The following is a 21,083-nucleotide window of genomic DNA, read 5'->3' as shown; positions in this document are numbered from 1 at the left end:
ATGATGCAGCTCTTCCCGGAGGTGAACGGTGGCAGCGTCCCCCGCGTTTGATCAACTCCTCAACGCCGCCCGGCACTCGGCGGTCCATCTGGAGATGCGCGACGGCTACATGCGCACCGATCCCGCGTTCCAGGACTGGTCCGCCGGACGCCTGTTCGACCCTGCCGAGCGCTGGCCGGGATGGATCGACCTCGTTCGGCCTGCCGTCGCCCGCGGCGTCCAGGTGCGCCGGGCCAGGATCGTGTCGGAGCCGATCAGTGACTATGTGCGTTACGAGCACGACGTCACCGACGGCCTGAACATCTCGGCCGGCGAGCAGGTGCGCTGGCTGCCCAGGGCCAGGGCCACGGACATCGCGCTACCTGGCAACGACTTCTGGCTGTTCGACGGCACGGTCCTGCAGATCAACCACTTCGACGGCAACGGCGAATCCACCGGTAAGGAGATGGTCGACGACCCCGCCACGGTCAAGCTCTGCCTGACGGCCTTCGAGGCCGTCTGGGAGCGCGCTACGCCGCATGCTGAGTACCGGCACCGGCGTTGAGGACTGCGCGTGCTGCTGCGGCGTGGGCGTCCGGAAGATCAACGGCCGCGTGTACGGATGCGACTGCAAGGGGCACGACGCCCGGCGCGCGTGCCTGGGGAGCGGCTCAGGCGGCCCTGACTGAGCCTGCGAGGGCGAGCTGGTCCTCGGGGGTGGTTGCCTCTACGGGCTCGGGCACGTCGTTCGCCTCTGTCGTCGGCTCCGGGCGGGCGCCGCTGCGCGTCGCGCCTACGCCGGCGGTGACCACCAGGGCGACGCCGAGGGCCGGGCCTGCGCCCGGGATCTGGTGCAGGACGACCGCGCCGATCAGCAAAGCGATCGCGGGTTCCAGGCTCATCAGGGTGCCGAAGGACGACGCGGTGAGGCGTCGCAGCGCCAGGAACTCCAGCGCGAACGGCACCAGGGGGCTGAGCACGGCGAGGCCGAGCATGATCAGCACCGGTCCCCAGGACGGCTGGTGGGCGCCGAGCGTCGGTGCCGCCACCAGCATCGCGACGACCGCCGCGACCGGCATCGAGACCGCAAGGCCGCTCATCCCCGTGACCCGGTCGCCGACATGCTGCGTGAGCAGGATGTACGCAGCCCAACACCCGGCGGCGGCCAGTGCATAGAGGAGGCCGAGGGCGTCGATGCCGCCGTGCCAGGGCTCGGTGAGCAGGACGACGCCCACTCCGGCCGCGACGGTCCAGACGCGGCGTCCGTGTCCGGGCCCGAAGAGCGAGACCGCGAGCGGGCCGAGGAACTCCAGCGCGCTGGCCGTGCCGAGCGGGAGCCGGGCGATCGCGAGCGCGAAGAAGATCATCATCCCGGAGGTGACCACCCCCAGGCCGACGCACGCGGCGAGGTCGCGGCCCGCGAAGTCGCGTCGGCGGGGCCGGACCAGCACCAGCAGCACGATCCCGGCCCAGGCCAGCCGCAGGCCGGCCGTGCCGAGTACGCCGAGCCGGGCGAACATCGGCACGGTGAGCGCCGAGCCGAGCTGGACGGTGCTCATCGAGGCCACGCCCATCAGCGTCCCGATCCGCGCGGCGTTGCCGCGGGACGTGGAGGTGCTGGTGACAGGCTCGGGGGAGTGGGTGGTGGCGCTCATGCGATCAGTACATCGCGCGACAACCGTTCGCGTCCACGTGCGGATCACGCACTGACCGTTCAGGAAAGTCGAACGATTCGACGCGACGTCCGGGAGAATGGCCGCATGGAAACGCGGCGTCTGCAGGTGTTGGTGGAGTTGGCTCGGCTCGGTTCGATGCGGGCCGTGGCCGACACGCTCCACACCACCACGTCCACGGTGTCGCAGCAGATCGCGACGCTGGCCAGGGAGACGGGAGCGGCGCTGATCGAGCCGCAGGGCCGACGGGTCCGGCTGACGCCCGCCGGGCGGCGGCTGGTCGAGCACGCGACGGTCATCCTGGCGGCGGTCGAGGCAGCGCAGCGCGACCTCGCGCCCGGCGCGGAGCCCAGCGGCACGGTGCGGGTGGCGGGCTTCGCGACCGCGCTGCGCGCGCGTGTCCTGCCGATCATCGAGCAGTTGGCGGACGAGTACCCGCGCCTGCGCGTCCTCGTGCGCGAGCACGAGCCCGCCGAGTCGCTGGCGCTGCTGACGGCGGACGAGGTGGACCTGGCGCTCACCTACGACTACAACCTCGCGCCCGCGACCGTCGACACGGCTCTGATCTCCGTCCCGCTGTGGACCTCCGCCTGGGGCCTCGGCGTTCCGACCGCCGAGGCGGACGGGACACCGGCTGCCACCTCCGTGGAGGTCTTCGCGCGGTTCCGCTCGGCGGACTGGATCGGCAACTCCCGCAACACGGCCGACGAGACGGTGATCCGCACGCTCGCCTCGATGGCGGGCTTCACCGCGCACTTGACGCACCGCTCCGACAGCCTGGACCTGGTCGAGGACATGATCACGGCCGGGCTGGGCGTCGGCCTGCTGCCGATGGACCGGCCAACCGTCCCCGGCGTCCGCCTGTTGCCCTTGACCGGGCCGGACGTCCTGCTACGGGCGTTCGCCGTCACCCGACGCGGCCACGCGGACTGGCCACCTCTGGCCCTGCTCGCCGACCTGATCGGCCGCCGCGCGCACCAGGGGTGACCCGGTCCAGCTGCTCCGGATCATCGGTTCAGGCGTGCACGGTTACCCTGGCACCCGTCGGGGTGACGGGCTCGTTCAGGAAGCCGTTCGCGACCGTCTGGCCGGACTTCGTCCACATCTGGTACTCGTACGGCGCGTTGGGAGCCACGTACCACGACCCCAGGGGAGCCCTGGACGTGAACGTGATCCGCACGAAGACGTGGCCCCAGTACCCCGATGAGTAGAGCAGGTGCGACGCGCTCGGCAGCTGCAAGTAGTGGCTGTCGGCGGTGCCCCAGTTGCCGGTGCTCGCCTCCCACCGGTTCGTGGCCGGGTCGAGCCAGCTGACCTGCACGCCGGTCGACGAGCCGTTGGCCACGCGCAGCCCGTCCGCCAAGACCTGCATGTTGTCCGGCGAGCGCTGCATGAACCAGATCGGGAAGACGATCGACTGACCGCGCTTCACGCTCGTAGGAACGTGCGCCACGCTCTCGTACAGGTTCCCCGCCGCGCTCGGCGCGGCGACGGCCGTGGCCCGCGTGAGCGCCTGCGCCGCAGGAGCGGTGGCTCCGAGCCCGGCGACAAGCAGCCCGGCGGCGGCCAGCAGGCCGGCGCTGCGGGTCATGGCATGACGAATCGACAAGATCCCCCCTCATTTCTCTTCCAACACAGGACGCCGCAGCTTAGAGCACCGCAGTGCTTGCGGACTTCGCCATTTCGGTCCGCCCGCCTCAGCGTGATGGCCCCCGTGGCCCCGGTGGGCGGAAGCGGGCGCGGTAGTCGCGGGGGCGTTGGCCGGTGAGGCGGGCGAAGAGGGCGCTGAAGGTGCTCGCGTCGCTGTAGCCGACGTCGACGGCGATCCGGGAGAGCGGCGCGTCGGTGACCTCCAGCAGGTGGCGGGCGCGGCGGACGCGGGCCGACTGCAGGTAGGCGAGCGGGGTCTGGCCCGCCTCGTGGCGGAAGCGACGGAGGAGGGTCCGGGGGCTGGTGTGGAACGCCTCGGCGAGCGCGGAGAGGTCGTACGGCGCGGTGAGGTCGCGGTCGAGCCTCCGCTTCACACCGGCCGCGAAGCCGTGGCCCGACGTGGGCAGCAACTCCGGGTCGACGTAGGGGGCCTGGGTGGAGCGGGCGTCGTCGACGAGGGCGATCCGGGCGGTGGCGCGGGCGGTTCGGGGGCCGTCGTGCGTGCGGATCAGGTGCAGGGCGAAGTCGTACATGGCGCTGAAGCCCGCCGTTGTCGTCACTCCGCGGTCGGTGACTACCAACTGATCCGGGCGCAGCCCTACCGCTGGGTGACGCTCCGTCAGCCGGTCGGCGAAGAGCCAGGATGTGGTCGCCTCGCGTCCGTCGAGCAGCCCGGCCTCGGCCAGCAGGAACGCGCCGACGCAGATCGACACGAGGGCGACCCCGGCCGCCGCCTGCACCCGGAGCAGGGCCAGTTCGGGCCCGAGGCCCGCGAGCGTCGCGTCCAGGTCCGTGGCGGGGGACAGTGCGAAACCGGGTACGACCAGGACGTCGACCGGGTGCGGCGCACGGACGTCGACGGCCCAGCCTCCGGAGGCGAGCACGCGTCGCCGGGGCGAGACGACGGTGACCTCGTAGCGCGGCCGGTCCGGCGCGCCCTGGGCTTCGGCGACGCGGTCGGCCATCGCGAGCAGGTCCGGGACACCGAACACCTCCGAGGCGAAGCACCCCGGATACGCGAGCACCCCCAGTCGCAGCACGCCCGCCCCGCCTCCTCTGCCGCATGTGGCGGGATCACCCTTGCCCATGGCGATCTCGCCGCTTCCGGAGGCCCCAGTGTCCCGTGAGACTGCGACCTATGACAACGGAACCGTCAACGGAGCGAGCGCGGCGCGACGACCCTCTGGACGACTTCACCCGACGGACCGTCAGCATCGACGGCGTCAGCAAGACCGTCCACGTCTCCGGCAGCGGGCCGGCCGTCATCGTGATGCCCGAGATGCCCGGCATCAGTCCGGATGTCGCCCGCCTCGCCCGCTGGATCCGGGACGCGGGGACCACCGTCCATCTGCCGTCGCTCTTCGGCGTCGACGGCGCCTATCCGACCACCGAGGCGGGCCGGGAGGTCGTGCGAAGGGCCTGCGTGAGCGCGGAGTTCCGCGCCTTCGCGGGTGGCGGGACCAGTCCGGTCACGACGTGGCTGCGCGGTCTGGCCCGGATCGCGCACGCGGAGTGCGGTGGGCCGGGTGTCGGTGCGGTCGGGCTCTGCTTCACCGGCAACTTCGCGCTGACCATGGCGCTGGAGCCCGCCGTGATCGCCCCGGTCGTCAACCATCCCTCCCTGCCGCTCGACGACCCCGGCGGCCTGGAGCTCGACGACGCCGATGCCGAGGCCATGGCGGAACGCGTCCGCCGGGACGGGCTGACCGTGCTCGCCTACCGTTTCGAGAACGACAAGTGGTGCACGGGGCAACGCTTCGCCGCCTACCAGGCCCTGCTCGGCGACGCGTTCGACGGTCGGGTGCTGCCCGACGGCGACGGCGGCGCCAACACGGACCCGCCGCCGTTCTTCCGTGAGCGGGTCGGCTGCGCCCACAGCGTGGTCACCGCGCACCTCGTCGACGAAGCGGGCCATGCGACGGCCCGTGCCCGCGACGAGATCATCGCCTTCCTCGTCGAGCGGCTGGGCGTCAGCCCTGAGCCCCGGTGAGCAGCTCGGCCAACGTCCGTACGGCAGTGGCGGGTTCGGCCGGGTGGAGCAGCTCGGTGCGGTGGACGAGGCGGGGCGCTGCGACGGGGACGGCCGCGAGGTCCGGGAGAGCGGTGGCTAGCGGCAGCGGGAGCGCGGTGAGGCCGTGGCCCGCTGCGGCCAGGGCGGCGAGGCCGAGCAGGTCGGTGCCGCGGTGGCGGATGCGGTGCCGGAAGCCGTCGGCGCGGCATACGTCGCGGAGGCAGTCGAGGGGGACGGCGGTGTCGGGCGCGTCGATCCCTCTTCCAGCCGGAGCTGGACGGCGACGGCAGCCGGGCCCACCCGCTGATCGCCGGCCTGGCAGCGAGCGCCGTCGAGCAGGCCGCCGCCCGGCAGGCCGCCCGCTGAGGCCGCCCGCTGAGGCTGTCGGCATCGCGCCCAGCCGAGCCCAGCCGAGTCGAGCCGCACCCTGGCGACCGTCCGTTTGCCAAGGCCTCTTAATATCGTTCCTCGTTGTCCCATAGCCGCACCCGACAGGGTGCGCAACACGACACGACGGCGTCCACCGCACGGCAAGGAAGCCGTGCTTCGAGGAGGAACGTTCATGCAGGCCCGGAGGATCGGCGCGGTCGCCGCAACAGCAGTGGCGGCGCTGGCTGCCCGCGACCTTGTCCAGAAGCGGCACGCACTGCTCCGGAACTTCCCGGTGCTCGGCCACGCCCGGTACCTGTTGGAGACGATCGGCCCGGAGCTGCGGCAGTACATCGTCACCTCCAACGAGGAGGAGCGCCCGTTCAGTCGTGACCAGCGCAGCTGGATCTACGCGTCGGCCAAGGAGGAGAACAACTACTTCGGGTTCGGCACCGAGGTCGACGTCGAGCACGTCCAGGGCCACGCCTACCTGAAGCAGCGCACCTTCGCGGGCGCCATGCCGGACCTGCACGACCCGCAGGCCCCGCTGCCCTCGGCCAAGGTGCTCGGCGGGCCGCGCGGGCGCGCCAAGGCGTTCCGGCCCGCGAGCGCGGTCAACATCTCCGCCATGAGCTTCGGCTCGCTCTCGGGCGCAGCCATCACCGCGCTCAACAAGGGCGCGGCGCAGGCGGGCACGATGCACAACACGGGTGAGGGCGGTCTCTCGCCGTACCACCGCAACGGCGGTGACCTCGTCCTGCAGATAGGCACGGCCTACTTCGGCTGCCGCAACGCGGACGGCACGTTCAACCTCGACAAGCTCAAGGACGTCGTCGCCAGCGCCCCCGTCAAGGCGATAGAGATCAAGCTCTCCCAGGGTGCCAAGCCCGGTCTGGGCGGGATGCTGCCGGGCGCGAAGGTGACGCCGGAGATCGCCAAGATCCGCGGCATCGAGGTGGGCAAGGACTGCGCCTCGCCGTCGCGGCACACCGCGTTCAGCGACGTCGACTCCATGCTCGACTTCGTCGAGCTGATCGCCACCGAGACCGGGCTGCCGGTGGGCGTCAAGAGCGCCGTCGGTGAGATGGGCTTCTGGCAGGAGCTGGCCGCGCTGATGGAGCGTGGTGACCGCGGCGTCGACTTCGTCACCGTCGACGGCAGCGAGGGCGGCACCGGCGCGGCGCCGCGCATCTTCGCCGACTCGGTGTCGCTGCCGTTCCGGATGGGCTTCTCCCGGGTCTACGGCACCTTCGCCGAGCTGGGGCTGACCGACGACCTGACCTTCATCGGCTCCGGCAAGCTCGGCCTGCCGGAGAACGCCGCGGTCGCCTTCGCGCTCGGCGTCGACATGATCAACGTGGCCCGTGAGGCGATGCTGTCGATCGGCTGCATCCAGTCGCAGAAGTGCCACACCGACAAGTGCCCCACCGGCATCGCCACCCAGAACCCGTGGCTCGCCCGTGGCATCGACCCGACCTCGAAGTCCACCCGGGCCGCCGTCTACCTGCGCACCCTGCGCCGGGAGCTGCTCAAGGTCTCGTCGGCCGTGGGCGTCGCCCACCCGGCGCTGATCACGCCGAACGACGTCGAGATCATGAACGGCGACTACGAGGCCCGCACCCTGGGCGGCGTCTACGGCTACAAGGACGGCTGGGGCGAGCTGAGCCCGCAGCTCGGCGAGGAGATCACCGCGCTGCTCACGGCGAAGCCGGAGCTCCGGTAACGGGCTGGGTAACCGGCAGCAGGTCCCACACTTCGGACTGACGTAGCCTCGCGGATCAGGGCAGCGGGAAGATTGCCGCCCTGATCCGCGTTGCCATCACTGCCCAGCCCCACCGTCCTGGCCCTCAGTGGCCTGCCCCCACGACCGGTTCCTCCCGAGGCGATCACCCCATGTCTGAAGAAGTGCGATTCAAGAGCGTCGTCGGCCCCGAACTGGCCGGCTCGATCGAGCTGCCGGAAGGCGAGGTCCGGGGCTGGGGCATCTTCGTCCACGGGTTCACCCTCGGCCGGAACTCCCCGGCCGCCTCGCGCGTCAGCAAGCAGCTGGCACGCGAGGGGATCGGCATGCTGCGCTACGACAACCTCGGGCTCGGCGACTCGGGCGGCGACTGGGGCGACGGGTCCTTCACCGTCAAGGTCCAGGACACCGTCCGCGCGGCGGAGTTCATGGCCGAGCGCGGCACCCCGGCCGACCTGCTGGTGGGCCACTCGTGGGGAGGCGCGGCCGCCATCGCCGCGGCGGCGGACGCGCCCGGCGTCCACGCGGTCGCCACGATCGGCGCGCCGTCCGACCCCAGCCATGTGGAGCACCAGTACGACGCGGTGGTGGAGCGCGTGCTCAGCGAGGGCCAGCACGAGTGGTTCGTCGGCGGGCGGACGCTGCTGCTCAAGCGCGCCTTCGTCGACGACGTGCGCCAGTCCCGTCTCCGGGACCGGATACGGGACTTGAACATGCCGCTGCTGGTGATGCACTCGCCGACCGACGACACCGTCGACATCGCCAACGCCGGCGAGATCTTCCGCCTGGCCCAACACCCGCGCAGCTTCATCTCGTTGGAGGGCGCCGACCACCTGCTGACCGCGCGGGGCCAGGCGCAGCGGGCCGCCCGCATCATCAGCGCCTGGGCCGACCAGTACATCCACGCGTCACGGTCCCTCGCCACCACGAGCTCGGCGGCGGGCTGACCCGGGCGGGTTGAAGCCGTTCGGCTGACCCGGCCGGGCTGAAGCTGCCGGGCGGTCGCGCGCGTCACTCCACCGTGGGGGTGCCGTTGCGCGTGACGACCGTGGCGGAGCACTGCTGGTCGGCGCTCGCGCCCTGCTGCCAGACGCAGATCCGCAGGGTGTGGCCGACGTCCGAGACCGGGCTGGTGCGCTCCGCGCCGGTCGAGGCCGAGAGGTCGACGGTGACGCCGTCGTCCCGGATCACCTCGGCGTGACAGGTCTCGAAGTAGCTGGTGTTGAGCATGCCGTAGACGTCGCCGCCGCCCGCGCGGTCGACCCAGGCGGTGCAGCCGCCGCCGGGTCCGGCCGCCGCCTCCGACCCCTGCAGCGCGGCGGAGTCGTCGCTCATGCTCACGCCCGAGATCGGGTACGCGCTGGGCGCCAAGCTCGCGGGCCCGCTCGGCCGCGCGCCGGAACCGCCGTTCGGCGTGGGCGCGGTGGACGGGGACGACCCGCCTGAGCCGTGGCGTCCCTGCGTCGTCGCGGAGCCCGACGGCGGGCCGGCGTGCCCCGAGACGGAGGCCGAGGGGCGCCCGCTGGGGCTGGGCGAGCCGGACGCCGACGAAGCGCCGGACGCGAGGGACGTGGCTGAGGCCCCGCCGCCGGGTGCGCCCGCCTGGCTTCGGAGCGGCCCGCGGTCGATGACCAGGACGCCTCCGACGGCCACCACGACCACGCACGGGACGAGCAGCGGGAGGACGAGTCGCCGTCGCCGCTCCGCGCGTTGGCGCGGGGTGCGCACGGGGGAGGCTGCTTCGGCGTTTTGGCCGACGGCGGGCACACCGGGCACGCCGGGTGTGGTCGTTTGGAACCCGGACGTGCGCGCTGCCGATGCCGCGACGCGGGCCGCGGCGGCCATCGTCGCCGCGTCGGCGAAGCGGTCCTCGGGCTTCTTGGCCAGGGCCGTGGCGACGAACTCCCGCACCGGCTCCGGGAAGGAGACCGGCAGGGGCGGCGGGGGCTGCTCGATGTGCTTGTACAGCAGCTCGATGGCCCGCTCGCCGTCGAACGGCGGTCGGCCGGTGAGCATCTCGTAGCAGACGACGCCCATCGAGTAGAGGTCGGAGGCCGGGGTGGTGCCGCTGCCCTCGGCCTGCTCGGGGGCGATGTAGAGCGCGGTGCCGACCACGGCGTGCTCGAACGTGATCCTGGAGGTGGCGAGGTCGCGGGCGATGCCGAAGTCGGTGACCTTCATCCGGCCGTCCGCACGGACCATCAGGTTCGACGGCTTCAGGTCGCGGTGCACGACCTGCTGGAGGTGCGCGGCACGCAGCGCGTCGAGCGCCTCGGCGGTCGCCGACAGCGCCTGCTCGGGCGAGAGCGGCCCGCTCTCGCGGAGGTACGTGTCGAGCGTCCGGCCCTCGACCAACTCCATGACGATGTAGGCGATCCGGTTGCCGTTGCTGCGGCCGTTCCCCGTCTCGCTCTCGCTTCCGGTGCCGAGAACGCTCTCGCCGTAGTCGTGGATGTCCACGATGCCCGGGTGGTCCAGCGCGGCGAGGATCAGCGCCTCACGCCGGAAGCGCTTGGCGAACCTGGCGTCGTCGAGCAGTTCGGGGCGCAGGATCTTGACCGCGACGCTGCGCTCCAGGACCCCGTCGTCCGCCCGCCAGACCTCACCCGTGGCGCCGCCGCCGATCCGCTCGGCCAGCGTGTAGCGCCCGCCGAGCAGGGTGCCCCGTTCCCACATGCCTGTTCCTCAGATTCCGCCCGGTCGACGCCCGTCGGCCGGGGACGCAGTCTGCCACAGCGGCCCGGTACGGCCGACCGGAGTCCGCATGGTGGCACGAGATATGACGCTTCGTCAGATTGGGTTGTCGTTCAGGTCCTGGCGTTCCAGAAGATCTCCAGGTCCTTCTCCTGGACCAGGTCGAAGCGGAGCGCCAGCGAGACGAGCGCCTCACGCTTCCAGTCGAGCCGCGGACTGTCCTGCGCGCCCGCCCGCTCCCGCACCTTGAGCTTGGTGCCCGCCAGGTAGTCGATGTGGAAGTTGGCCGCGGACACCGTCAGGTCCCGGCACTGGGGGAGCTCGCGCAGCCGGTTGACGACGTCGGGGACGCTGGGGATGACGAGGCTGGCCGGGTCGCGCAACCGGGGCTCGCAGAGGGCGAGCAGCACCAGGAAGTACTTCGCCGTGGGGTCCAGCGCGAAGGGCGTGAGCGTGAGTTCGGCGGTCCGGCCGACGGGCGCCTGCGGCCCGGGGTCGAGGAACGTGTGGCGTGGCGCGAAGACGGTGAACCGGACGAAGCCGTCGGTCAACGGCAGCACCACGCGGGACAGTTCGAACGGGATCGGCGCGCCCAGCCTGCGCGGGGCGACCTTGACGTATCCGCCGCCGCCCTCCAGGTTCTCCACCACGTAGGTCGTCTGCGGGCTGAAGTTCGTCAGCCGCCAGTGGTCGTCGCTGGCGATGATCTCCCCGGCGAACCGGGAGATGCCCTCGCCGGAGAGCGGGATGTCGACCGGACGTTCCTCCGACCCGCGTCCGAACGTGGCCGTCCTCCCCGGGCGCAGCACCAGCTGCGCGGGCCGCCCCTGCCGCACGGGGACCGCTCCCGGAGCGACAGGAAGCTGAACGATGACCGATTCCATTGCCGCGCGCTCGCCCCCACGTCGTCGCACCTCTGAAGACGCAGAAGTCTACCAGCGGGGGCATGTCCATGACCGGCCGAGGAGGGTCGGGCACGGAGCGACCCTGAGAGCCCTCAGGTTACGCGGGACGGCGGACGGCGGGAGTCTCGGTGTGGTCGAGAGAAGGGGGACTGTCCCATGGAGGACGGCAGCGACACCACCAGCACCACCACGCAGACGGACCCGGCGACGGTGGAGACAGCGGTCTCGGAGCCGGCAGTGCTGGAGACAGCAGTGCTGGAGCCGGCGGTCACGCAGGTCCGGTACAAGCCCGATCCCGCTGACGCCGCACGGCAGGCGGCCCGGGAGGCCAAGGGCAAGCGGCACATCGGTTTCGGCATCGCCTGGCTGGTCGCCGGAGTGCTGATCACCGTCATCACCTATGCGCAGGCCGCCGGTGGCGGCGTCTACGTCGTCGCCTGGGGGCCGATGGTGTACGGCATCTACCGGATCGTCAGCGGAGCCCGGCTGCTGAACGCGAACGCGGACACGAGCACGAGCACGAACGCGAACGCGTACGACGGGAGCAACCCGTGACGACCATCCAGACCCGGCTCGTCCTGGCGGGCGGGATCACCGGGGCGGCCCTGCTGGTCGCCTCGCTCGCCGTGGACCTCAGCGGCGCCAACCAGATGACTGTTCCGCAGATGCCGTCGATGTCGAACCTGCCGACGAACTTCCCGACGGGCATCCCGACCTCGCTCCCGACGGACTTCCCGACGGGGCTGCCCACCGGCATGCCGACCGACATGCCTACCGACCTTCCGACCGGCATGCCGACAAGTCTGCCTACCGACATGCCGACGAACATGCCCACCGACTTCCCGAGCATGCCACTGCCCACGGGCCAGCCCGACCAGTCCGGAGGTGGATCGTGAAGGGTCTCCCTTCCCTCTCGTCGCTCGCGCTGCGCACCGACCGTCAGGTGCGGGCCAGGGCGCTGCTGATCGCGCGGATCGCCATCGCGCTGTACATCGTCGAGTTGGCGCTCAATCTGGCCCGGCCTCATGTGCTGCCCGACGAGCCGACCTTGTCGATCTTCTACAAGATGCCGGCCGAGCTCTCCAAGATGCCCGGCTTCAGCGGTGCGTACAGTCAACTGCTCTCCATGCCGGAGGCCGTCTTCTGGACCGTGCTGGTCGGCATCGGCGCAGCCGTGCTGCTCCAGGTCCTGGGCGCGGTGCTGCGCCCGAACGAGCGGCGTTCGGCCCTCCTGACCTGGCTGACGCTGGGGTGCCTGTTCCTGCCGTTCGGGCTGATCTCGGCGATGGTCGTGGTCGGGTTCTTCCCGACGGCGCTTGCGTGCCTGCCCAGTACGGCGTTCGTGCTGCTTCTGCTGTACGGCGGGGTGCGGTTCGGGCGGGTGCCAGGGGCAGCGTTGCTGACCGCGTTCGGCTGGGGCGCACTGATCGTGTTCGGCTTCGGCCGCGCGTGCAGCGGTCTCGCGTTCGGCACGGTCAACGGCTACCTGGGCAAGACGTCCGGCACGGACATCACCGCGATGCTCAAGAACACCAACGAGATGATCAACCTGGTGGTCGTGCACCTCGGCATCCTGGACGCGCTCGCCATCGGGGCCGGCGTCGCGCTGCTGCTCCTGCTCTTCCGCTACCGCGTCACCGACACCGTCACCGGACTGACGCTCGGCGCGGCCGTGGGGCTGGGGTACAGCTTTGTGGAGAGCATCCTGTTCATCCAGATCTACGGCTCGCTGGGGTCCGCGTTGGGGTCGAGCGGCGGGTTCGAGTACTGGATCCGGCAGTCGATCGGCCTGCTCGGTGGGCAGGTCGCCTTCGGCGCGCTGCTGGGGGCCGGGTTCGTCCTCGCCGCCAAGTCGCGGCGGCGCGTCCTCGTCACCGGGTTGAGCCTGCTGGCTGCGGGCGGGGGAAGCGTGGGCGCCGAGACGCTTTCGGGCTGGATCTCCGCGCGCCTCGCGAGCCACGTCACCAGCGGCGGCGCGCTCGACACGCTGGTCGTCTCGCCGTTCCTGTGGCTGCTGCCGCAACTGCCGTTCATCGGGCTGGCGGTAGCGCTGCTGGTGGTGGGCCTGCGCGAGCGGGCTCCGCTGCTGCGGGACGCCCTGGACGCGGAGGCAGCGGCGGGTGTGGCGATCACACCCGTCGAACTCACGGTGCTGGCCTCGCCCGCGCAGCGGTTCGGTGCGCTGGCGAGCACGTGGCGCTGGTACGGCCGGAGCTCGGCACGGGCCCTGCACCGGTTGCAGTCGGCCCAGTTGGACCTCGCGAGCTGGCACGTCCACAAGGACCCGGACGGGGATCCGGCCGTCACATCACAGGGGGATGAGTTGCGCGCACGGGTGATGCGGTTGAAGAACGTCGTTCCGGCGGTGACGTCATGAAGGCCCGTAGGAACGCCCGCAGGCTCGCGCTGCGCGCGGGCGTGGGTGCCGCTTTCCTGGTCAGTACCTTCCTCTTGCTCTCGCCGCAGCAGGCTTCCGCCTGCGACGTGAGCATCGGCTACAAGCCGTCCATGAACATCAGCGACCTGGACCACCCGAGCAGCACGTGCTCGACGAGCACGTCGCTGGTGGGCGCGGGCGTCGTGGACGCGCTGGGTCTCGGTGCGCTCGTCGCGATCGGGTGGGGTGCGTACCGGCGTAGCGAGAAGTCGCCTGACGCGACGTCAACAAAGTTGGCTGAACCGGCCCCCGCACTGGTCGACTACTTGAGGGCGGCGGGCATCAAATGAGCCGTTCAAGCAGGTCACTCCTTTCCCTGCGCCCACTCTTCGCGGTGCTGGCCGTGCTCGGCATCGTTCTGGCCTGCGCGGCCCCTCGGCCGATCGAGGCTGGAGGGCGTGTCGAGCCGGCGGCTGCCGCCGTGTCGAGCGCCGCCAAGCGAACACCGGCGCCGTCCGGCGCATCGCAGACGCAGATCAACGACTTGTTCAACGACCCCATTGGACGGATCGCCTACGTCTTCCGTGTGTCCCGCGGACTGGACAAGCCGATCGCCAGCAAAGCGAAGAAGCGCGGGGGCTACTACCGGAACGTCGCTGTCGCGTTCGTCGACCTCACGGGCCTCCGTAACCTCGACACCCGGGGGTACGAGGTGGTGGACGCGGCCGCACTGAAGACGAGCAACCCCGCTCTCTACCAGGAGCTGGGCTTGGCGGACAGGCCGCAGATTCAGACCTTCGCCATCATTCCGGAGAGCAACGAGGCTTCAGCCAAGACCGACGGGGTCCACTCCGAGATGAAGATCTTCCTCCAGGACCTCACCTACCTGAGTCCGCAGGACGGTGGTGCGAGCGTCGGCCGCGACCGCATCTTCGTCCTCTACAGCGACCGCTCGCCCTGCGCCAAGACCTGTGCGTCTCAGGTGCCGCCCACTACGGACGTGATCTTCGCGACCCCGAACGGCAAAGGGTCCTCGGACGACCTGGGGAAGCTGATCGAAGCCGCGAAGACGAGCGCCAGGGCCGAACAGGCCGCGGTGAACAAGGAGGTCGCACAGCAATCCAAATTGAGCGCGCAGCGCGCGAAAGCGGAGCCGAGCAGGAAGAGCGCGCTGAAGAAGGTGAAACGGGGCTACCAGAAGGCCGTGGCCAGGGCAGGGATCTTCACGGCATCGCCGTCCAAGAAGTGCCAGGTGCAGGCCCTCGGGGCGCCCACCACGGGAACGGTCGGTCTGGGAACGGCTGGTTCCGGAACGGCGATGATGGCGGATTATCAGACGCAGACGGCACCGTGCGACGAGGGTGACCCGTCCGGCTCCTCCGCCACCTCCGGTGACGCGACGGCGAGTGGCCTGGTGCAGGCTCTGGCCGAACCGGGTGCTCAGGCGCCCGGCGGTATCGACTTCTCATCCCTGCAACTGCGTTACCTGGCCGACCCGGGCGACGGCAGCGGACTGCAGTACGCGTTCCAGGCGCCGTCCACCATGGGAAGCACCTCGCCGTCGGCCGGCCTGGCGGGGGCGAAGCTCTCCTCCGACGCCTTCTTCGTCTGGCTCGAACTGGACCCCTCGACGTTCTGGGTCAACCTCAACCCCACCGAGCCGGACCGGATCGTCGACGCCTCGATGGGACGCACCGACGTCGGGCGGATCATGCTCCAGGCGGACCTGCAACTGAAGAAGGACGTCGGCGCGATCATCCACCCGGGCACCGCCACCGGTGACCAGTTCTGGCCGCAGCTCGAAGGCAACTGCCTTCCGTCGCGCGTGTGGATCGTGCCCGCGCCCGCCCAGGTGCACTCCGACGGGGACAAGCTCTACATCGTCAAGGCCCCGCTGGACGTCAAGATGGAGACCGACTACCTCAAGACCGCCCCCGGGCAGCAGGCGGACAGCACCTGCCCCCAACAGGGGGACGCGGCCAACGCCCACAACCAGGCGCTCTTCCGCAGTCTGGTCCTGCCGCAGCTGATCAACCGGGTCAACACCTCGCCCGCGTACGCGGACCTGCGCCGCGTCTACCTCTCCCGCGTCGCGGCCGAGTGGTACCGGCAGTTGAGCAACCAGCAGAACACCACGTACAAGGGCCTGATCGACCAGAGCAACATCAGCTCGTGGACGACCGCGACGAGTTGGAAGCCCATCGACACCTTCAACAGCTACGTCCAGTCGTACACCAAGGGCGAGTACCACATCACCCGCACCGAGAACCGGGGAGGCAGCCTCTACGAGGTCTCCTACGTCTACGGCGGGGTGGATATGACCAACGTGCCGATCCAGCAGGTCAGCGACGACTCCAGTATGGACAAGGATGTGGCCGCCTCGCTCAACACGCCTACCGCGCAGAGCGACACGGGGGCGGGGACGGGCGCGATGTGGTTGGGGTCGCCCACGCCGCTGCAGGTCGCGGGCGGGACCCCGCCCGGCGTCGGGCTGTGGGCCACCATCGTCGGCAAGTTGGACGGTCGCAACGGCCTCTTCGCCCTGTTGGCCGTGGCGCTGGGGGCGCTGCTCTTCCTCGTCCGCGACGGATCGTCGCTGCGGCGGCGAAAGACGTGACGTCGGGCGGGCGGAGCCCTTCGTCGCCGAAGTGATCCCCTGCATAATGACTGATGGCTCAACAGCCAATAGCCGAGCGTCAGTTGGGGGATCACGCATGCCGCACCAACCCACTGCCATGCCCGCCGTCCCGGACACCGTCGTCCTCGATCCCACCGGCGCGGACCACCACGCCGAGCACGAGCAACTGCGCAGTCACGGCCCGGCGGTCCGCGTCGACATCCTCGGCGTGACCGCCTGGTCGGTCAGCGATCCCGCGCTGCTGAAGAAGCTGCTGACCAGCGCGGACGTCTCCAAGGATGCTCGCGTCCACTGGCCCGCCTTCGCCGAGGTGGTGCAGACGTGGCCGCTCGCCCTGTGGATCGGGGTGGAGAACATGTTCACCGCCTACGGGGACAACCACCGGCGGCTGCGGCGGATCATCGCGCCCGCGTTCAGCGCCCGTCGCGTCGACGCGCTCGTCGAGGTCGTCGAAGGCATCGTCGCCAGCATCCTGGACGGGCTGGAGACGCTCCCCGCCGGTGAGAGCGTCGACCTGCGAGAGCGTCTCGCGATTCCGGTGCCGATCACCGTGATCGGTCACCTCATGGGTGTCCCCGAGGGCCAGCGGGCGGCCTTCCGCGGCATTGTCGACGGTGTCTTCGACACCACCCTCACCACGGAGCAGTCCACCGCCAACACCGCCGCGCTCTACGAGGCGGTCGACCAGCTCATCGCCGCTAAGCGCGCCGAACCCGGCGACGACATGACCTCGCTGCTGCTCGCCGCCCGCGACGAGGAGGGTGACGGGAGCGGCCTGTCCGACGCCGAGCTCCGCGACACCCTGCTGCTGATGATCAGCGCCGGGTACGAGACCACCGTCAACCTGATCGACCAGGCGATCACCCTGCTGCTCACCCACCCCGAGCAGCTCGACCACGTCCGCACCGGCAGCGCCGGGTGGAAGGATGTCGTCGAGGAGACGCTGCGACTGGAACCGGCCGTCAAGCACCTGCCGCTGCGGTACGCCGTGACCGACATCCCCCTGCCCGACGGGCAGCTGATCGCCAAGGGCGAGGCGATCCTCGCCTCCTACGCGGCGGCCAACCGTCACCCCGACTGGCACGGACCGACGGCCGACGGCTTCGACGTCACCCGCGCCGACAAGGACCACCTGGCCTTCGGGTACGGGGTCCACTTCTGCCTCGGCGCGCCGCTGGCCCGCCTGGAGACGGACGCCGCGCTGCGGATGCTGTTCGCCCGCTTCCCGGATGTCGAACTGGCCGTGCCCGAGGCCGAGTTGCAGCCGCTGGGATCGCTCATCTCCAACGGTCACCGGTCGCTTCCGGTGCGCCTGCGACCGCTGGGGTAGGCCCTGCGTGGCCGGGCGAACGCGTCAGGCCGTGGCGACCGGAACGTCCTCCGGCGCGGGCGCTGCCGCCTGCTCCGGGGGCGCAGCATGCTTGCGTACGTCCTCGCATCTGTAAAAAAACAAACCAGCCACGTGGTTTTGACATTCGTCAAGCAATCGAGCAGACGTCGCTGACCTGGTGTGATTTGCCTTGTGCGGGCCTGAAGGCAGTGTGTCGTGCGCGAAGCGGGACAAGAAACCGCACTGCTGGTATTGTTTGAGCCCAGTCGATCGCTGGAGGGCACATGGCTGTACAGGAACGCGGCGAGCGCACCCGGTCAGCGATCATCGCAGCGGCTTCGGAGAGCTTCGAGACGGTGGGCTTCAGCGCCACCAGCCTGGCCAGGATCGCCGAGATGGCCCAGGTCACCAAGGGGGCGCTCTACTACCACTTCTCGTCCAAGCGGGACCTGGCCGACGCCGTGCGCGACGCGGCGCAGCAGACGCTGCAGCTGCTGATCGACGCCGCCCGCTCCACCGCCGGGACCGCGCCGCTGCAGGCCATCATCGACCTGACGCATGCCACCCTGGACCGGCTGGCCCACGACCCGGTGTTCCGGGCCGGACTGCGACTCAGCGACGAGCACGAGCTCAGCAGCCCGGGTTCGACGGCCGATCCCGGACTGCTCCCGCTCACCACCGAGCTGCTCGACTGGCCCGAGAGCGGGCTGCCGCACGCCTCGGTCGCCGAGTCGCTCGGTCTGGTGCTGAACGGCCTCAGCCTGCTCTCCCGTCGGCAGTCGAGGACGCTTACCGCCGAGAGCCTGGCGGGCATTTGGCGACTGCTGCTGCCGGGGCTGGTCGGCACCGACCGGTCCGGCTGCTACGTCCTGAAGGGCAGTGCCCAGCCGGTGATCTGATGCACAGTCATATCTGATGGGGCTGAAGTCAGCGGGCGAAGGCCGCCGCATGGTCCGCGGCCCATTGCCGGTAGGTCGTCGCCGGTCTCCCCGTGAGCGCGGCCACGGTCGGATCGACTTCGGCCTTGGCCCCTGCCGCCTGGCGCAGTTGGGACGCGATCAGCGCGTCGGCCAACGGTTCCGGGTAGCGCCGCAGCAGGTGCTCGCGGACCAGGTCGGCGCCGACCGTCTCCAGCAGCGGCCGTCGTCCCAGCACCTGCTCCAGCCGGTCCGCCTGGTCGGTCGCGCTGAGCGCCTCCGGGCCGGTCAGCGCGTACGCGTGGCCCTGGTGGGCGGGGTCGGTCAGCGCGAGTACGGCGACCTCGGCGAGGTCCTGCGGGGCGATGCACGCCGTCCGCGCGTGCGGGTCGAGGACGGGGATCGGTCTGCCGGTGTGGATGCGCTCGGCCCAGCTCAGGGTGTTCGACATGAAGGCGCGCGGCCTGAGCACCGTCCAGCCGAGGCCCGAGGAGAGCAGCAGCTCCTCGTTGGCCCGCTGCCAGCGGGTGATCAGATCCCGGGCGAGCGGGTCGAGAACCGCCAGGGCGGAGAGTTTGACGACGTGTCGGACGCCGACGGCCTGCGCCGCCTCGATCGCGCGGACGTCGTGGTCGGGACGGAGCGGATCGGTGGTGATCAGCAGCACCGCCCGGATGCCGGTGAAGGCGGCGGCGAGGCTGTCGGGATCGTCGAAGTCCCCCCGGACCACCTCCGTGCCCGGTATGCCGCCCTCACGCCGCAGTGCCTGCGGCGAGCGGGTCATCAGCCGCACCGGTCTGCCTCGGGCCGCCAGCATTCCGGCCACCTCGCGCCCGACCGTGCCGCTCGCGCCGGTCACCAGGATCACAGCGCGCCGCCCGGCACGAAGACCACGGAGCGTCCCTCCGCCAGCAGTCCGCCGAGGAGCAGCTCCCACATCACCTGCAGCCGCTCCTGCAGGTCCTGGTGGGCCGAGGAGATCTGCGAGACCAGCTGGATGCCGGTGAACGCGGCGACGATGAACTCGGCCGCCGCCTTGGAGTCCACGCCCTTGCGCAGGTCGCCCTGTTCCGCCGCGCGTTCCAGCAGCTCGGCGACGCGGGTGTCCCACTGGCCGTAGGGGCCGGGCATCGGGCGGTTGTACGTCCCCTGCTCGACGATCAGCCGCACGCCGGCGCGGACCACCGGGTCCGTCTGGATGATCTGCGCCCAGCGGTTCACCATCGCGATCAGCGTCTGGAGCGGCGGCAGGTCCCGTTCGAGGAACTCGTTCACCATCTGGCCGGCGCGCAGCTCCTCCTCCTCGATCAGGGCGAAGGCGAGCTCCTCCTTGGAGGCGAAGTGGAAGTAGAGCGCGCCCTTCGTCACTCCGGCCCGCTCCAGGATGTCGGCCATGCTCGTGCCGAGGAAGCCGTTGTCCGCGAAGGCCTCGCCCGCGGCGACGAGGACAGCCTCCCGGGTCCGTACCGCTCGATCTTGCTTTGCCACTGGTCAGCCCATCGTCATCGATATTTACAAACCAGACAGACGGTATCGCACTCGCCCAGAGGAAGGGCAGGGATTGGGCACAGGATGACCGTTTTCTGGTGGATCACCCAAGTATTGGCGGCCCGTGGATCTGTGGCGGCTGAATCTCGACGCCCCTCGGGCAGAGGCCTTGAAAAGAAAACCAACCGACAGGTACTTTTATTTGGCGGCACCGCGCAGGGTGGTGCCAAGGGCTGCCAGGGGAGTCACCCATGCGCGTCATGTCCAGCACCGACATCGGGTCCACAGCCGCTTCCGGCTCAGGGACAGCCACTATCGAGCTCGACGCGAACGACTTCTTCCAGCAGCCGGTGCCGCGCCGCTACGTCCACCGTGCGGCGGTCTCCGAGGTGCTGCTCACGCACCTGATGGCGGACGAGGTCCCGGACGCCTTCCGGGTCAGCGCGCAGTGGCCGCGCGGCCACAGCTACTACCGCTCCCGCGACGGCCGGCACGACCCGATGCTGCTTGCTGAAACGATTCGGCAGGCGGGTCTGATGATCGGTCACGTCGGCTACGGCATACCGATCGGCCACAGCTTCATCATGGACCGCATCGCCTTCGACATCGCGGACGAGGGCCTGCGGTGCGGCGGCGTCCCGACCGATCTGGAGCTGTCGGTGTCCTGCTACAACTTCCGCCGCCGGGGCAAGCAGGTGATCGGCGCGGAGGGCGCGGTCGGGGTCTACCGCGGCGCAACCCAGGTCGGCACCGGTTCCTTCGGCTTCGTCGCCTCCTCGCCCGCCGTCTACAAGCGGATGCGCGGCGACATCCTGGACCGGTTCACCGCGTCGTTCACCGCCTCGGACCCGTCCGAGGCCGCCGTCGTCCCGCCGCAGGCGGTCGCGCCCAGACTGGTGGCACGGGACGACGTCGCCGATGTGGTCCTCGCGGAGGTCTCCGATGCTCCCGAGGCCTCCGAGCCGGGCCGCTGGCAGCTGCGCTGCAACCTGGCGCACCCGGTCCTCTTCGACCACCCGGTCGACCACATCCCGGGGATGGTCCTGCTGGAGGCCGCCCGCCAGACCGTGCACCGCGTCCTGCACCCGCGGCAGATCGTCATCACCGGCATCACCTCGACGTTCGACCGCTACGCCGAGCTCGACGTGCCGACCGAGATCGTCACCTCCCGCGAGCCCGACCTCGGCGACGGGGGCGTCCGGATCCGCGTCGACCTCCTCCAGCGGGGCGAGTCCGTCGCCTCCGCTCTGGTGACCGCGGCCGTCGTCGGCTGACCTGGTCACACCCGCCTTCATCGTCTACATTCCTGTA

General features: G+C 70.7%; 21 protein-coding genes. 13 read left to right on the top strand and 8 right to left on the bottom strand.

Annotated elements, in window-relative coordinates; genetic code table 11:
• The first annotated feature begins 28 nt into the window (after nt 1–28).
• Nucleotides 29–544 (top strand): DUF6879 family protein, encoded by a 516-nt coding sequence (locus I2501_RS32005; RefSeq protein WP_196197817.1) that lies wholly within the window; start codon nt 29–31, stop codon nt 542–544.
• A 106-nt stretch (nt 545–650) separates the two neighbouring features.
• On the opposite strand, the gene I2501_RS32000 is transcribed toward I2501_RS32005, so the two are convergent.
• Nucleotides 651–1,634 carry an EamA family transporter gene (locus I2501_RS32000; RefSeq protein ID WP_236047642.1) on the bottom strand — a complete coding sequence of 328 codons (984 nt, stop codon included), beginning with the start codon at nt 1,632–1,634 and terminating at the stop codon, nt 651–653.
• 105 nt (nt 1,635–1,739) lie between these two features.
• Between I2501_RS32000 and I2501_RS31995 the strand changes: the two genes are divergently transcribed.
• Nucleotides 1,740–2,639, top strand: coding sequence for a LysR family transcriptional regulator (locus I2501_RS31995; RefSeq protein ID WP_196197816.1), 900 nt, complete (start codon nt 1,740–1,742; stop codon nt 2,637–2,639).
• Between the two features lie 28 nt (nt 2,640–2,667).
• Here the strand turns inward: I2501_RS31995 and I2501_RS31990 are convergent, their stop codons facing one another.
• Nucleotides 2,668–3,243 (bottom strand): hypothetical protein, encoded by a 576-nt coding sequence (locus tag I2501_RS31990; protein ID WP_196197815.1) that lies wholly within the window; start codon nt 3,241–3,243, stop codon nt 2,668–2,670.
• Nucleotides 3,244–3,349: 106 nt separating this feature from the next.
• Nucleotides 3,350–4,342, bottom strand: coding sequence for a GlxA family transcriptional regulator (locus I2501_RS31985; protein WP_328806788.1), 993 nt, complete (start codon nt 4,340–4,342; stop codon nt 3,350–3,352).
• 98 nt (nt 4,343–4,440) lie between these two features.
• On the opposite strand from I2501_RS31985, the gene I2501_RS31980 reads away from it, so the two are divergent.
• The gene (locus I2501_RS31980) at nt 4,441–5,292 is read left to right on the top strand and encodes a dienelactone hydrolase family protein (protein WP_196197813.1); all 852 of its coding nucleotides are present in this window, start codon (nt 4,441–4,443) and stop codon (nt 5,290–5,292) included.
• Here the strand turns inward: I2501_RS31980 and I2501_RS31975 are convergent.
• Complete coding sequence (locus I2501_RS31975) at nt 5,273–5,704, bottom strand: LysR substrate-binding domain-containing protein (RefSeq protein WP_236047640.1); 432 nt, start codon at nt 5,702–5,704, stop codon at nt 5,273–5,275. The two genes, I2501_RS31980 and I2501_RS31975, sit on opposite strands and share 20 nt — an antisense overlap.
• A 171-nt stretch (nt 5,705–5,875) precedes the next feature.
• On the opposite strand from I2501_RS31975, the gene I2501_RS31970 reads away from it, so the two are divergent.
• Nucleotides 5,876–7,405, top strand: coding sequence for an FMN-binding glutamate synthase family protein (locus I2501_RS31970; protein ID WP_196197812.1), 1,530 nt, complete (start codon nt 5,876–5,878; stop codon nt 7,403–7,405).
• A 170-nt stretch (nt 7,406–7,575) separates the two neighbouring features.
• Nucleotides 7,576–8,370 (top strand): alpha/beta hydrolase family protein, encoded by a 795-nt coding sequence (locus tag I2501_RS31965; protein ID WP_196197811.1) that lies wholly within the window; start codon nt 7,576–7,578, stop codon nt 8,368–8,370.
• A gap of 64 nt (nt 8,371–8,434) precedes the next feature.
• Here the strand turns inward: I2501_RS31965 and I2501_RS31960 are convergent, their stop codons facing one another.
• Both I2501_RS31960 and I2501_RS31955 read right to left on the bottom strand, forming a co-directional pair.
• Entirely contained in the window at nt 8,435–10,099 is a 1,665-nt protein-coding gene (locus I2501_RS31960; protein WP_196197810.1) for a serine/threonine-protein kinase, read from the bottom strand.
• A 131-nt stretch (nt 10,100–10,230) separates the two neighbouring features.
• Nucleotides 10,231–11,001, bottom strand: coding sequence for a serine/threonine protein kinase (locus I2501_RS31955; RefSeq protein ID WP_196197809.1), 771 nt, complete (start codon nt 10,999–11,001; stop codon nt 10,231–10,233).
• Between the two features lie 177 nt (nt 11,002–11,178).
• Here I2501_RS31955 and I2501_RS31950 point away from each other — a divergent pair, with 177 nt between their 5' ends.
• The 7 genes from I2501_RS31950 (at nt 11,179) to I2501_RS40385 (ending at nt 18,266) form a co-directional block, all read left to right on the top strand.
• The gene (locus I2501_RS31950) at nt 11,179–11,577 is read left to right on the top strand and encodes a hypothetical protein (RefSeq protein WP_196197808.1); all 399 of its coding nucleotides are present in this window, start codon (nt 11,179–11,181) and stop codon (nt 11,575–11,577) included.
• Nucleotides 11,574–11,918, top strand: a complete 345-nt coding sequence (locus I2501_RS40815; protein ID WP_328806786.1) for a hypothetical protein — start codon at nt 11,574–11,576, stop codon at nt 11,916–11,918. The genes I2501_RS31950 and I2501_RS40815 overlap by 4 nt, the downstream gene beginning before the upstream one ends.
• The gene (locus I2501_RS31940; RefSeq protein ID WP_196197807.1) at nt 11,915–13,399 is read left to right on the top strand and encodes a PrsW family glutamic-type intramembrane protease; all 1,485 of its coding nucleotides are present in this window, start codon (nt 11,915–11,917) and stop codon (nt 13,397–13,399) included. Before I2501_RS40815 ends, I2501_RS31940 begins: the two co-directional genes overlap by 4 nt.
• The gene (locus I2501_RS31935) at nt 13,396–13,749 is read left to right on the top strand and encodes a hypothetical protein (protein ID WP_196197806.1); all 354 of its coding nucleotides are present in this window, start codon (nt 13,396–13,398) and stop codon (nt 13,747–13,749) included. Before I2501_RS31940 ends, I2501_RS31935 begins: the two co-directional genes overlap by 4 nt.
• Complete coding sequence (locus I2501_RS31930; protein ID WP_196197805.1) at nt 13,746–16,016, top strand: hypothetical protein; 2,271 nt, start codon at nt 13,746–13,748, stop codon at nt 16,014–16,016. Before I2501_RS31935 ends, I2501_RS31930 begins: the two co-directional genes overlap by 4 nt.
• Before the next feature lie 97 nt (nt 16,017–16,113).
• Nucleotides 16,114–17,367 carry a cytochrome P450 family protein gene (locus I2501_RS31925; protein ID WP_236047638.1) on the top strand — a complete coding sequence of 418 codons (1,254 nt, stop codon included), beginning with the start codon at nt 16,114–16,116 and terminating at the stop codon, nt 17,365–17,367.
• Nucleotides 17,368–17,651: 284 nt separating this feature from the next.
• Nucleotides 17,652–18,266, top strand: coding sequence for a TetR/AcrR family transcriptional regulator (locus I2501_RS40385; protein ID WP_196197804.1), 615 nt, complete (start codon nt 17,652–17,654; stop codon nt 18,264–18,266).
• A gap of 28 nt (nt 18,267–18,294) precedes the next feature.
• Here the strand turns inward: I2501_RS40385 and I2501_RS31915 are convergent, their stop codons facing one another.
• Together I2501_RS31915 and I2501_RS31910 are read right to left on the bottom strand one after the other, a co-directional pair.
• Nucleotides 18,295–19,152, bottom strand: a complete 858-nt coding sequence (locus I2501_RS31915) for an NAD(P)H-binding protein (RefSeq protein WP_196197803.1) — start codon at nt 19,150–19,152, stop codon at nt 18,295–18,297.
• Nucleotides 19,149–19,772 carry a ScbR family autoregulator-binding transcription factor gene (locus tag I2501_RS31910; RefSeq protein ID WP_196197802.1) on the bottom strand — a complete coding sequence of 208 codons (624 nt, stop codon included), beginning with the start codon at nt 19,770–19,772 and terminating at the stop codon, nt 19,149–19,151. The genes I2501_RS31915 and I2501_RS31910 overlap by 4 nt, the downstream gene beginning before the upstream one ends.
• A 260-nt stretch (nt 19,773–20,032) precedes the next feature.
• Between I2501_RS31910 and I2501_RS31905 the strand changes: the two genes are divergently transcribed.
• A complete protein-coding gene (locus tag I2501_RS31905) occupies nt 20,033–21,046 on the top strand; it encodes a ScbA/BarX family gamma-butyrolactone biosynthesis protein (protein WP_196197801.1) in 1,014 nt (337 codons plus the stop codon).
• Nucleotides 21,047–21,083: the final 37 nt, after the last annotated feature.

This window comes from Streptacidiphilus fuscans, assembly GCF_015690355.1.
In the GTDB taxonomy this organism is placed as follows: Bacteria; Actinomycetota; Actinomycetes; order Streptomycetales; family Streptomycetaceae; genus Streptacidiphilus; species Streptacidiphilus fuscans.
This window is presented reverse-complemented; position numbering and strand designations above follow the sequence as displayed.